Genomic DNA, 11,948 nt, shown 5'->3' on the forward strand with positions numbered 1-11,948 from the left:
TGGTTTAGGTGTATCTTTTTTGCTTTTCTCTCAATGAAAAATTTGACAACTCATGCAATATGTTTTTCATTAGAGGATCAGTAAAATTTTCTTGTCATTGCTACGTCTTAAAGGTGTTTTATGCCAGGCCCATTGGTCAGCCAAGCTAAACAACAGCTCAGAACTATTATCGATGCTTACTTAACTGAAAGCGACGTCGAGAGAGTGCTTGCGGCCTGTGATTATGCGGATATTGCCCATGATGGTATTACCCGTAAAAGTGGCGAACCCTATATTTTACACCCGATTGCGGTCAGTTGTATTTTAGCGCATATGCGTCTAGATGCCGAAACCCTGATGGCGGCACTTTTACATGATGTCATTGAAGACACAGACTTTAGCAAAGAAGATATTGCAGAAAAATTTGGCAAAACCGTCGCCGAACTGGTCGATGGCGTCACCAAACTCAGCCAATCCAGCGATAAAGAATATAACAAAGCCGCTTCTTTCCGAAAAATTCTGCAAGCCACACTACAAGACCCACGTGTCATTATTATTAAACTGGCTGATCGTTATCACAATATGACTACCTTGGATGCACTACGTCCCGACAAACGTGCGCGTATTGCCCAAGAAACCTTTGATATTTTTGTCCCAATGGCACGTATTGTTGGCATGAATGAGATGGGCGATAACCTCGAACATCTGTGTTATCAAAACCTCGATCTGGACATGTATAACAATGTCCAAGAAGCCCTCCTACAAACCAAACCTAAACGCTGTGAATATCAAAGCAAATGGGAAAATAATCTTACTGAGCTATTAAAAACCCATCAAATCTCAGGTCGAATTAAAAAGAAAAATAACAATATCGAACTGTTACGACACTTTGTGAAAAATGACATTGATCTACACGAACTCACGCATAGTCACGCATTTGAAATTATTCTAAATAGCATTGCTGACTGTGACCGCTTAGCCGATGTGTTGCGAGAGAGTTTTCAAGTTTTACATTTTGCAGACCATATTCGTAAACCCCTCCCAGGTGGTAACCAATCACTGCTGCTGCGCTTAAAAGGTGAAAACACAACCTTATCAGTGACCATTCAAACCGAGCTCATGCGTAAAGCTGCGCGTTTTGGTGTAGTCCTAGGCGACAGTGCTCCGCAAGCTTGCCGCTCTGCGATTCAAGCCTCGATGCAGAACTTGAATGTCTTAATTGATGGTGCCTGTGCTAAAACCACTTTTAGCGAACTGCTCGATTATTTACACCAAGAGAAAATTTGGGTGTATACCCCACAAGGTCATCTACACGAATTACCACAAGGGGCAACAGTGGTCGATTTTGCCTACTCTGCTAGCTTATTTTTAGGGAACCATGCGGTAGGTGCGAAAATCAATGGGGAAACTAAACCACTTTCTACGCCATTGCACAGCGGTCAGGTGATTGAAATTATTACCGATGTCTTGGCCACCCCAAACCCGGATTGGCTCAGCTTCGTCAATACGCAAAAAGCCCGTCGTGCCTTACAAAATATACTGCGTGAGCAAGACATCGAAGAACAACGCCTTGTTGGACAACAAGCTTTAAATCGCGCTTTAAAGCTATTCAATGTATCCATTAAAGATTTAACCGAATCAGACTGGTTAGAACTTTTACAATGGCGACATATCGAAAATAAAGACCAATTATTCGAGCAAATTGCCGTGGGAGATTTACTGCCGCAGTTGGTCGCGAATCATTTGTTTGCGCATGACCAAAGTGCACAGGAATCTGACCGACTCATTCAAGGTACTGAAGGTGTCGATGTCAAATACGCGCATTGCTGTAACCCTGTGTTGGGTGACCCAATTCAAGGGCATTTATCACGCCGCGGTCTTATCGTGCATCGTGCGCGTTGTCACAACCTCCTGCATGAACAACATCTGCACCCTGAAAACATCATGCCATTGCAGTGGACCAATGAGAACGAAGAAGAAATTAGTTTCACTGCATATTTATTGATTAACATGGCCATGGATGACGAACAAATTTCCGACCTGATTTATCAATGTCGTAAAGAAAAAATTGGGGTCGAAATGGTACGTAATCAAGACGATAAGACTTATGTCAATGTTGTGGTACACAACCGTAAGCAAATTGCAAAAATCATTCGCGATCTACGCATGCATTTTGGCTTCCCACGTATCAGTCGATTAGCTCAACCAGTGAGCATTGCGGAAACATCGATTGCGAGTTAATTGTTTAAATCCGCACATTTTAATGCCGATCTAGGCTATGATTGACGGTGAATATAATAGGAGAACACGATGTCCCGCCAAGTAATTCATACTGAAAATGCCCCTGCTGCGATCGGCACTTATTCGCAAGCAATCTTAGTCGGCAATACACTTTACCTTTCTGGTCAGATCGGTTTAGACCCATACAGTATGGAGTTGGTTGAAGGCATTGAAGCACAAATTCGCCGTGTGTTTGATAACTTAAAAGCTGTATGTGAAGCCGCTGGTGGAACGCTGGCCGATATCGCGAAGTTGAATATTTTCTTAACCGATCTTTCAAACTTCCAGTTGGTCAACCAAATTATGGGTGAATATTTTGCACAACCTTACCCTGCACGCGCAGCACTCGGTGTGGCAAGCCTACCCAAAAATGCATTGGTGGAAATGGATGGTATTGTGATTATTAATCAATAAGTTATATTTTTTAAGAAAAAGCCACCGATTGAGTGGCTTTTTTTTATCCAAAACTCCAATAAAGACAAATGAGATTTCAAATGATTTCTATTGACAAACGATAACAATTATCAATAATATCACTTATCTTATTTCATTCATGTGGCTTGCTGAAATGTACGTGTGCTTATGTCGTGGTATTACAGATCAAGATATTATAGACGCTGTTGAAAATGGTGCGGGTAGTTATCGCGAAGTTCGCGAGATGCTCGACCTCGGCACATGCTGTGGTCGTTGTGCACCAGAAGCACGCTCAATCATCAGTGCTGAAGTCTCTGCCATTGCCTCACGCTTAGCCATTGCTGCCTAGGTATTTGATTCGTTTTTTAGAATAATCATAATTATAAACTTACTCTTTATGAGTAGCTCCTCCCCCGCTTATGACTCTAGGCGGGTTTTCTTTTTTAAATATCTAAAAATACAATTTCTATCCCGCATGCTTTTGATTGCGATTTTCATTTGCTGTTCTATAAATTACTCGCCAAAAACCACTTTGTTGCTTAAGATATTTCTCATAAGTTATTGATATTATTTTTAAGCCACAGTTTGAATGGAGCTTTCTCATGAAAGGCAATCGTGATGTAATTAATCAGTTAAATCAGGTGCTTTATCATCATTTAACTGCCATTAACCAAAATTTCCTACACTCTCGTATGTTTAATGACTGGGGGATTGAGAAACTCGGTTCTGCCGAATATAAAGAATCGATTCGCCAAATGAAGCATGCTGACAAAATTATTGAGCGCATTCTTTTTTTAGAAGGTTTACCAAATTTACAGCACCTCGGTAAACTCTATATCGGTCAGCATACCGTTGAAGTCTTAAATTGTGATATACGTAAAGTCAAAGAGAACATTGAAGCCATTCAAACTGCAGTTAAACTAGCAGAAGAACAGTTAGATTATGTCACTCGAGATTTGGTGCAAGAAATTTTAGAGAAAGAAGAAGAATGGCTGGACTGGACCACAACCCAATTAGACTTAGTTGAGACTGTGGGTATAGAGAATTATATTCAGAGTCAGATTTAATATTGATTTATTAAAATACCCGCAGATGCGGGTTTTTTATTGAATCAATTTATTTCCATGGGCGAAGGTCAACAATTTTTATAACCGCACCAGTTTCTTTATTGACTAATACCGTCATATCAACTGCATTGGCTTTTAGTGGAATATACCCTGTAGCTTCAGGATATTTTTCTAAAATTTGTTGTACAAGCATCTGATCATTATATTGCTCAAGCTCTTTTACATTTTTTGCTTGTTGTTTAATTTGAGGTATAGCTTGAATAAAATCCACATAACGTTCAGGCTTTTGAGCAATTGAAATTCCACCTAATGCTTCAGCGAACATGTCGTTTTCGCGTTGTAATTTATCTTTAGAAAATTCAACAGATACATATTGAGGTCTTAAAAATGAGGTTTTTTGAAATTGAGTTTTCGCTTGGTCTAAATTTTCTATAATTAATTCATTTTTTCTTACTAATTCAAAACGATCAACATTATAGGCAATCCAGACTGGTCTACCTTGTTCTAGTGTATAAACACCATAAAGTAAAGCAAAAATTTGAATAATAATGATAATTGAAAGATCAAATTTCAAACATTTTTTATGCTCTTTATATACTAATAATCCTAATAAGGGACCAAGCGTAATATCAATGAAAAACAATATTAAAATAATGCTCGTCACACCAACTGCTTTCGCAAGAGGCATTTGATACCAAAAACTTAATAACAATCCTAGTAAAATTATACTAAAAACTAATGACAAAGTTAAATGTTTGATAAAAAATTTTAAACGTTTAGACATAAGTAGTTACTTCATATTTAGATTTGGTTTACTACTATTTTTTTCAAATAGTGATGAAATACCAATACCCTGATTCGTATTAATTTTAGACAAATCGTTAAACAATGCTTTTTTATTATAAAGAGAATTATGTACTTCGAGATAATAATTTGCTCTATTCATATCTTCATTAAAATAAAAAATTTGAGCCATTTTATATAAATTGTACTCAGTAGGTTGGGTTTTCACGTAATACTCAAAAAACTCAAATTCTGATCGAGTATAATTTTGATCTATCCTTGCAACAATAAAATCTGCACGATCTGAAAATTGAGAAAACAATATAGACTTTTTATGCTTTGATTTTCCTGTATTTTCCATACCAGATGCATAACCCAAATCACTGAGCCACTGATCATACTGTTTAAATATTAAAGCGTAAAAACATATGGAAATAAGAAAAATTATATGCTTAAATTTTTCATTTAATAAAAAATATTTACAGTTACAATCAATAAGTAATATACCAATAAAAAAACCTAATGGAAATAAAAAATAGCTATAATACAATGGGTACTCAAGTTGGGCGTGTATTAATATACACGCTACCATCATAAATAAGTAAAGCTGTGGCAAACCTTGGATACTTAGAAAAACCAGTTTTATAAGATATAAGCCATATCCAATAATAAGAACTGCGAATGGAATACCTACCCATAACACTAAATCAATCATGATATTATGCGCACTAGTAAGATTACCTTCATTTTTAAATAAAACCACCCCTTCTAATTGTGCGATTGTGGTTTGAAACCAACCATAACCCAACCAAGGTTTTTGCATTGATGCATAGAACATATGCTTCCAAATTTCAATACGACCCAATCCACCATTCAGTCGCTCTTCTATTGAAATTGGCTTTAATAGATTTAAATATTCTGAAATTTCAGTATTGAATATAAAAATAAATACGTAAGAAAATACCAATATTAAAGCGATATAAACCGTCGATTTTTTTTCGAAGTGATTTTTTTTAATGATGAAAATCAGAAATAATATAAATAAAACAATCCATGTCGTTCGTGATTGAGTTAATACAAGCGCTAAAACCTCAAAGGGGAGTAGCAAAATTAATAATATATTTTTAGACCGTTGATATTCATACAAAAACAAAATGCTGCAGATACTAAGCATGAGTAGTGTTGCCAATTGATTTGGCTGGCCTAAATTTGCATATGGGCGATTGTGACTTAAATTTAAAATATAAGGATGAGAGATTTGAAGCCACTGCGCTATTGCAAATACACTACTGCCAAATCCTACCAAAATAAAAAAATATGCAGTATATTTAATTACTTTTTCCTTTTCAGCAATCTGAATACTATTGTACCCATAGATAACTGAAGCTAATAAACCGAATAAAAATAAGAAACTAAAAAAGGCTGTCGAAAAATAATAAATTTGACCAAATAAGTATTGTGCAAATGGTACTAAACAAATAATGAATAGAGGGAACAATAATTTTGGGAAATTCACATTTTTTTTATAAAAAAGTGTAATGCATAATATAAGACCTAAAAACCAAAGCAAGTCTTGTGAAAATGAAGTCCATGGAAATGGAGATATGCCTATAAAATAGGATAGAGAGAAAAAAACTAAAATAGCAGCAATTATAATTTTCATATTTATCATGACTAAAAAAAGCTGACCGAAGTCAGCTTTTTACATTCTTACATTATTGTGCAGTACGGCAAGTAGCTGGTAAATACTTTTGCATTTTATCAACAGCAGACTTTTCAGGACCACATTTCCATTCTTTAATTAATGCGCTTGTTGCATCAGTAGCAGCAGTAGTGCCAGATGCAGCAGTGGTATTCAATGGTGTTGTATCATTAATGTATGGTGTCATGATAATTTTTTGACCAGATGCAGCTTTCAGAGAACTATCTGTAGCTAATGTAACTGTAATTTGTCCAATTGTTGCACCAGCGGTAGAAACTCCAATACTTTGAACATATTTTGTTGCTTTAGTTGAGCCATCACCTTGTTCACAACCCCACTTATTTGTACCAGTTGGAATAGAACCTGAATCAACTGCTTCAGTTACCGCTGTACGACAAGAAGACGCTGCAAGAATACCTTCAGACACTTTAGAACGTACGGTGTAGTCTTGATATGCAGGAAGTGCAACTGCCGCCAAAATACCAATAATCGCTACAACGATCATTAATTCAATAAGAGTAAAACCCTTTTGTATAGATTTCATAACATTCTCCACAAATGTTTTTTGTTTATTTATAAGCTTTGTAAAGCTAATTTAGCTTAATTTATAGTTAGCACTAATTGTGCCAAAACTGATTATAATAAAATTAACAGAAAAAACAGCACTTTAAAAAAATATTTTTATTTTTTGTAATCATTTCGTCTCTTTTTGTGTTTAAAAGTGACGATTTGTGTCACTTTTAAACCTGTTTATTAACGTAGTATTATTGGCGAATTGGCTATTTCATTAACACGGTCTTGCGTTTTATCAGCATAAAACTGATTCAAGACTAAACCTATTTCAAAAACACCATTCGTCAGCGCATTGCGATAGTCTTTAGCTTGCATTTTAGCAATGATATTTTGGCAAACCTCATCCCACACTTGCTGTGTAGTGGCATCCTGTATCCCACGGTCAATCACAATCTCGACTTTACGCTCACACAAGTTTAAGTACAGCAAGATCCCGCTATTCCACTCGGTATCCCACACACCGAGCTCAGCAAACAGTTGTTTCGCACGTCCACGAGTATCTAAATAATAGGCTTCTCGAGCAGGCATATGCCCTTCAATCACCACTTGAATTTCCCCAATGTGCCCATGCTCAGCAGCAGCTACCGCTTGTGCAATCGCATGTTGATCTTGCTGATTAAAAAAGCGTTTACTCGCAGGCATATGCAGTAAATGCTTTAGCCAACGCTTAATACTCGGCTCTACAACTTCATCTAGCTTTGGTTTAGTGACGATTTCCGTCGTTTCAGTTATTGTTACCATGACCCTGATGCTCCTCCACCGCCGAAGCCGCCGCCCCCGCCACTCACTCCCCCCCCACCAAAACCACTGCCGCCACGACCTCCGCGCCCACCTCCGCCGCCAGAAGAGAGAAAGAGCTGAAATATCGTTTGGGCTAAGGTCGTGATGAGTAAAAAGAAAATCCCACCACCAATCAGTAAGCTGGTGATTAAGCCTGCTCCATTCACCAAACCAGCCACGATGCCTGCAACTGCTGCAGTCGAGGCACTTAAACGCTTGCCCACCACAAATGAGCCAATTGCGCCAGCAATTAAGATAAATAAAGCAGTACTAAAGGTTTTACTTTTGGCTTCCTGCTCACGAATGGCTTGGTCTTGGCGTTCTTGTAGTTGTTGCGCCGCTTGAGCTGCAACTTCAGGATCAAGATTTAAAATACGTTCAATTTCAACAAGTCCCGCATCGATTCCTTGGGCATACTGAGCTTGCTTAAAATACGGTGTGATTTGTTGGTTAATAATGCGATTCGCAACAATGTCAGGGATGACGCCTTCCAAACCATAACCCGTAAGAATCTGCATACGTCGGTCATTAACGGCAATTGCTATCAGCAAACCGTTGTCCTGTTTTGCTGAACCAAGTTGCCATTGGTCTGCAATACGCATGGCAAAACCAAAAATATCTTCTTGACCTGTGGTCGGGACAATCACCACGCCTATTTGGGCTTTTCCTGCGTCATGCAAGGCACGGATTTTTTGGCCAATGGCTTGCTTATCTTCAGTACTTAAAATATGTGCTTGATCGATCACAGGTTCATTTAAGGTTGGTAACACCCGTATCGATTCACCTTCTGCCATATCATTAGCAACGAGCGGTTGTGACACGGCATCACCATTGGTAGAGCTTACATTATTCGAACTTGCCGCTTGCTGACCTTGAATAATTTTTCCAGCAACGACTGTTTCCGCAGCACTATCTGTCGCTGTAGCAACCTCTGCCCATGTTAACGAACTTAGACACAACAGTCCTGATAAAACGAATGCAAGCACCCATTTATACGGAAAGTCTACGAACTGCTGCTGTCCTATCATTCATTCACCTATGGTTACAATTACTTTAAGTCACCGCTAGTTAAATGACACTGTTGGTGCTTTTTGCGCACTTTGCTCCGCACTAAAGTTCGGTTTAGTATCCATCCCAATCACCTTGGCAGTCATGACTTGTGGGAACTGGCGTGAATAGGAGTTAAAGTCTTGCACCGTAGTAATATAGCGATTACGCGCCACCGCAATGCGGTTTTCGGTACCTTCGAGCTGAACCTGCAAATCACGGAATTGCTCATTGGCTTTTAAATCTGGATAGTTTTCTGAGACCGCAATTAAACGCGACAAAGCACCTGTCATTTGCGCCTGAGCTTCTTGATATTTTTGGAATAATGCAGGGTCTTCTAATACGTCTTTATCGACTTTTAAACCTGCCACATTGGCACGAGCCTGTGTGACCTCGGTTAGAACTTGCTCTTCATGCTTAGCATACCCCTTCACCACATTCACCAAGTTCGGCACCAAATCTGCGCGGCGCTGATATTGGTTTTGTACTTCCGACCACGCAGCTGTAACCGCCTCATCTTTAACCTGCAAGGTATTATAACCACAGCCCGATAGCGTTAAAGTGCTCGCAAGGGTAACAACGACAGCAGTTTTTTTCATAAAATTCATTCAGCTATCCTCTTTCTTTTGTATTTATTGCAATAACCTGATTGTAAACACATTTGATTATCCTTTTGTTGCTTTTAGTTAAAGCATCTAAAAGTGAAAAAACCGAGTGATCTTCACTCGGTCTTTATTGCTCATTTCTTATACTTAACATTAAACAACCGCCTGCAATTCCTGCTGAAAACCTTCGAGTTGATAGTCCTCTGCCAAACGAGTTTTCCAGTATTTTAACAGTTGGCTGTAATCAATATCTGAGGGATGAAAGTTGCTTTTGTAGTAAGACAGATATTCAGGCAGCAATTGCACAAACATCTTCGCCAGCAAATACAATCCAAACAGATTCCCGCCCAATTTAGGTATGCTCTTTTTGTGGTCTTGTAAAAATAATCGACTGGCCGAGTAAAAAGTTAAACTGGCGAAACCTGTCGTTACACTGCGCATAATTAAACGGCGAATCTTGTCATCACCATACACATTTTGATAAACATCAAAGGCAACCGCACGATGCTCAATTTCTTCAATGGCATGCCACACCCAGAGTTTAACCGCATCATCATCCAAGGTGCTCAATACCTCAGGATGCCTTAAAATATAGCCGCCTAGCAGTGCCGTAAAATGCTCAAAAGCGCAGGTGATTGCGAGCTGAATTTTAGGATGCAAGTTTTTCACATAATCATCTTTACGCGCCAACCACGCCTGAAAACGGTCGAGATTATAATCATCACGGCGCCATGCCGCATTAAATGCCGTGTGTGCTTGAGAATGCATCGCCTCTTGACCAATAAATGCCGCAATCTGCGCTTGAAGATTTTCACCCTTCACTTGGTCACGTACATTACGCACGCTATGCACAAAGAACTGCTCACCGATGGGAAAAGTCGAAGACAACGCCGTCAGTAAATGCGACATGACCGGTGAATTGGCAAAATAATGCCGACGGATGGCTTTGGGGTTAAATTGCAAACGTCGAATCGTAATATCCTGAGCTTTTGGACGATGTTGATATAGTTTTTCTGTCGTCACTTGAGTCATGTCCATTTCCTAACATTTAACCGAGCGATCTTCAGTATCTGAATTTAGAGGCCATTCACATATGGCAAAAATGCTTAGTGCATTTGCAAATTCGTCCATTTTTATCAGACTCTCCACCAGATCTTTTTCGATTTATCCCGATCCACCTCTTTCATATCATCTCAGTCAAATAGTGATCATAAAAAAACCCGCCGAAGCGGGTTTTTGTGTTGAACGATTTAGATTAAATGTCTAAATAATCCAAAATACCTTCAGCCGCTTGACGGCCTTCCCAAATCGCTGTGACAACAAGGTCTGAACCACGAACCATATCGCCACCCGCAAAGATTTTCGGGTTTGAGGTTTGGAATTTATAGGTTTGCTGTTCAGCCGCAACTACACGACCTGAACCATCAAGGTTAATATTCACATTTGTAAACCAATCCGCAGGGCTGGTACGGAAACCAAATGCCAATAAAACTGCATCTGCAGGTAAAATTTCTTCTGAACCCGGAATTGGTTCTGGGCTGCGACGACCACGGCTATCAGGCTCGCCAAGTTGAGTCGTAACCACTTTTATGCCTGTGACTTTACCATTTTCACCTACAATTTCAATCGGTTGACGGTTAAACAAAAAGTTTACACCTTCTTCTTTGGCATTTTGCACTTCACGACGTGAACCCGGCATATTTTCTTCATCACGACGGTATGCACAGCTCACCACTTCTGCACCCTGACGAATCGAAGTACGGTTACAGTCCATTGCAGTGTCACCACCACCTAGGACAATCACCTTTTTACCTTCAACACTAATGTACTCACTTGGGTCTTTTTCCCAACCTTGAGTACGGTTGACATTGGCAATCAAGAAATCCAATGCATCATAGACACCATTAAGGTCTTCACCTGCAAAGCCGCCTTTCATATAGGTATAAGTACCCATACCCATAAACACCGCATCGTATTCTGCAAGCAGTTGATCAATAGTGACATCTGTCCCAATTTCAGTATTTAAACGGAATTCCACGCCCATGCCAGTGAAGATTTCACGGCGACGCTTCATTACATCTTTTTCCATTTTAAATTCTGGAATACCAAAGGTTAATAGACCACCAATTTCAGGACGTTTGTCGAATACAACAGGTTTCACCCCGTTACGCACCAAAATATCAGCACAGCCTAGACCTGCGGGGCCCGCGCCAATGATCGCGACTTTTTTATCAGTCCACTTTACATTTGACATATCTGGACGCCAGCCGAGTGCAAAAGCGGTGTCATTGATGTATTTTTCAGCATTACCAATCGTTACTGCGCCAAAACCATCATTTAAGGTACAAGCCCCTTCACATAAACGGTCTTGTGGGCATACGCGACCACACACTTCTGGTAACGTGTTAGTTTGGTGGCACAATTCTGCAGCTTGGAAAATACGGCCTTCAGCAATTAACTTTAACCAGTTTGGAATGTAGTTATGTACTGGGCATTTCCATTCACAGTATGGGTTACCACACCCTAAACAACGGTGGGTTTGGTTTGCTGCCACTTCCGCTGTAAAAGGTTTATAAATTTCCACAAACTCTGCTTTGCGGACCTGAATCTCTTTTTTCTCTGGATCTTGGCGTGCTACATCCAGAAATTGAAAGTCATTGTTTAGGCGCTCTGCCATGTCTCTCTCCGTGGGTAGGTGCAGTACCGTTTATTTATCGT

12 protein-coding genes are annotated in these 11,948 nt (G+C 39.4%); 4 read left to right on the top strand and 8 right to left on the bottom strand.

From position 1 onward, the window contains the following. Positions 1 to 120: 120 nt before the first annotated feature. From MF4640_RS07685 to bfr, 4 genes are all read left to right on the top strand, one after another. Positions 121 to 2,220, top strand: coding sequence for a RelA/SpoT family protein (locus tag MF4640_RS07685; RefSeq protein WP_078389172.1), 2,100 nt, complete (start codon positions 121 to 123; stop codon positions 2,218 to 2,220). 69 nt (positions 2,221 to 2,289) lie between these two features. After that, positions 2,290 to 2,673, top strand: a complete 384-nt coding sequence (locus MF4640_RS07690; RefSeq protein ID WP_004691470.1) for a RidA family protein — start codon at positions 2,290 to 2,292, stop codon at positions 2,671 to 2,673. A 154-nt stretch (positions 2,674 to 2,827) separates the two neighbouring features. Beyond that, the gene (locus MF4640_RS07695; RefSeq protein WP_078389173.1) at positions 2,828 to 3,022 is read left to right on the top strand and encodes a bacterioferritin-associated ferredoxin; all 195 of its coding nucleotides are present in this window, start codon (positions 2,828 to 2,830) and stop codon (positions 3,020 to 3,022) included. A gap of 253 nt (positions 3,023 to 3,275) precedes the next feature. Then, positions 3,276 to 3,740, top strand: a complete 465-nt coding sequence (gene bfr / locus MF4640_RS07700; RefSeq protein WP_078389174.1) for a heteropolymeric bacterioferritin subunit Bfr — start codon at positions 3,276 to 3,278, stop codon at positions 3,738 to 3,740. 49 nt (positions 3,741 to 3,789) lie between these two features. Here bfr and tfpZ read toward each other — a convergent pair whose 3' ends face one another. The 8 genes from tfpZ to MF4640_RS07740 form a co-directional block, all read right to left on the bottom strand. Further along, entirely contained in the window at positions 3,790 to 4,524 is a 735-nt protein-coding gene (gene tfpZ, locus MF4640_RS07705) for a TfpX/TfpZ family type IV pilin accessory protein (protein WP_078389175.1), read from the bottom strand. 6 nt (positions 4,525 to 4,530) lie between these two features. After that, positions 4,531 to 6,186, bottom strand: coding sequence for an O-antigen ligase family protein (locus MF4640_RS07710; RefSeq protein ID WP_078389196.1), 1,656 nt, complete (start codon positions 6,184 to 6,186; stop codon positions 4,531 to 4,533). 52 nt (positions 6,187 to 6,238) lie between these two features. Beyond that, positions 6,239 to 6,769 (bottom strand): pilin, encoded by a 531-nt coding sequence (locus tag MF4640_RS07715; protein WP_078389176.1) that lies wholly within the window; start codon positions 6,767 to 6,769, stop codon positions 6,239 to 6,241. Between the two features lie 209 nt (positions 6,770 to 6,978). Then, positions 6,979 to 7,539 (bottom strand): TPM domain-containing protein, encoded by a 561-nt coding sequence (locus MF4640_RS07720; RefSeq protein WP_078389177.1) that lies wholly within the window; start codon positions 7,537 to 7,539, stop codon positions 6,979 to 6,981. Continuing rightward, positions 7,533 to 8,606 carry a TPM domain-containing protein gene (locus MF4640_RS07725; RefSeq protein WP_078389178.1) on the bottom strand — a complete coding sequence of 358 codons (1,074 nt, stop codon included), beginning with the start codon at positions 8,604 to 8,606 and terminating at the stop codon, positions 7,533 to 7,535. Before MF4640_RS07725 ends, MF4640_RS07720 begins: the two co-directional genes overlap by 7 nt. A 36-nt stretch (positions 8,607 to 8,642) precedes the next feature. Next, a complete protein-coding gene (locus MF4640_RS07730; protein WP_078389179.1) occupies positions 8,643 to 9,233 on the bottom strand; it encodes a LemA family protein in 591 nt (196 codons plus the stop codon). A gap of 150 nt (positions 9,234 to 9,383) precedes the next feature. Beyond that, on the bottom strand, positions 9,384 to 10,262 hold the full coding sequence (locus MF4640_RS07735; RefSeq protein ID WP_078389180.1) for a metal-dependent hydrolase: 879 nt from the start codon (positions 10,260 to 10,262) through the stop codon (positions 9,384 to 9,386). Between the two features lie 223 nt (positions 10,263 to 10,485). After that, positions 10,486 to 11,907, bottom strand: coding sequence for an FAD-dependent oxidoreductase (locus MF4640_RS07740; RefSeq protein ID WP_078389181.1), 1,422 nt, complete (start codon positions 11,905 to 11,907; stop codon positions 10,486 to 10,488). Positions 11,908 to 11,948: the final 41 nt, after the last annotated feature.

The sequence above is a fragment of the Acinetobacter sp. MF4640 genome (genome assembly GCF_002018895.1).
Lineage (GTDB): Bacteria > Pseudomonadota > Gammaproteobacteria > Pseudomonadales > Moraxellaceae > Acinetobacter > Acinetobacter johnsonii.

Excerpts from the sequence above, each read along its gene's own strand:
- MF4640_RS07685 (WP_078389172.1), top strand. The coding sequence starts at position 121 with ATGCCAGGCCCATTGGTCAGCCAAGCTAAACAACAGCTCAGAACTATT.
- MF4640_RS07690 (WP_004691470.1), top strand. The coding sequence starts at position 2,290 with ATGTCCCGCCAAGTAATTCATACTGAAAATGCCCCTGCTGCGATCGGC.
- MF4640_RS07695 (WP_078389173.1), top strand. The coding sequence starts at position 2,828 with ATGTACGTGTGCTTATGTCGTGGTATTACAGATCAAGATATTATAGAC.
- bfr (WP_078389174.1), top strand. The coding sequence starts at position 3,276 with ATGAAAGGCAATCGTGATGTAATTAATCAGTTAAATCAGGTGCTTTAT.
- tfpZ (WP_078389175.1), bottom strand. The coding sequence starts at position 4,524 with ATGTCTAAACGTTTAAAATTTTTTATCAAACATTTAACTTTGTCATTA.
- MF4640_RS07710 (WP_078389196.1), bottom strand. The coding sequence starts at position 6,186 with ATGAAAATTATAATTGCTGCTATTTTAGTTTTTTTCTCTCTATCCTAT.
- MF4640_RS07715 (WP_078389176.1), bottom strand. The coding sequence starts at position 6,769 with ATGAAATCTATACAAAAGGGTTTTACTCTTATTGAATTAATGATCGTT.
- MF4640_RS07720 (WP_078389177.1), bottom strand. The coding sequence starts at position 7,539 with ATGGTAACAATAACTGAAACGACGGAAATCGTCACTAAACCAAAGCTA.
- MF4640_RS07725 (WP_078389178.1), bottom strand. The coding sequence starts at position 8,606 with ATGATAGGACAGCAGCAGTTCGTAGACTTTCCGTATAAATGGGTGCTT.
- MF4640_RS07730 (WP_078389179.1), bottom strand. The coding sequence starts at position 9,233 with ATGAATTTTATGAAAAAAACTGCTGTCGTTGTTACCCTTGCGAGCACT.
- MF4640_RS07735 (WP_078389180.1), bottom strand. The coding sequence starts at position 10,262 with ATGACTCAAGTGACGACAGAAAAACTATATCAACATCGTCCAAAAGCT.
- MF4640_RS07740 (WP_078389181.1), bottom strand. The coding sequence starts at position 11,907 with ATGGCAGAGCGCCTAAACAATGACTTTCAATTTCTGGATGTAGCACGC.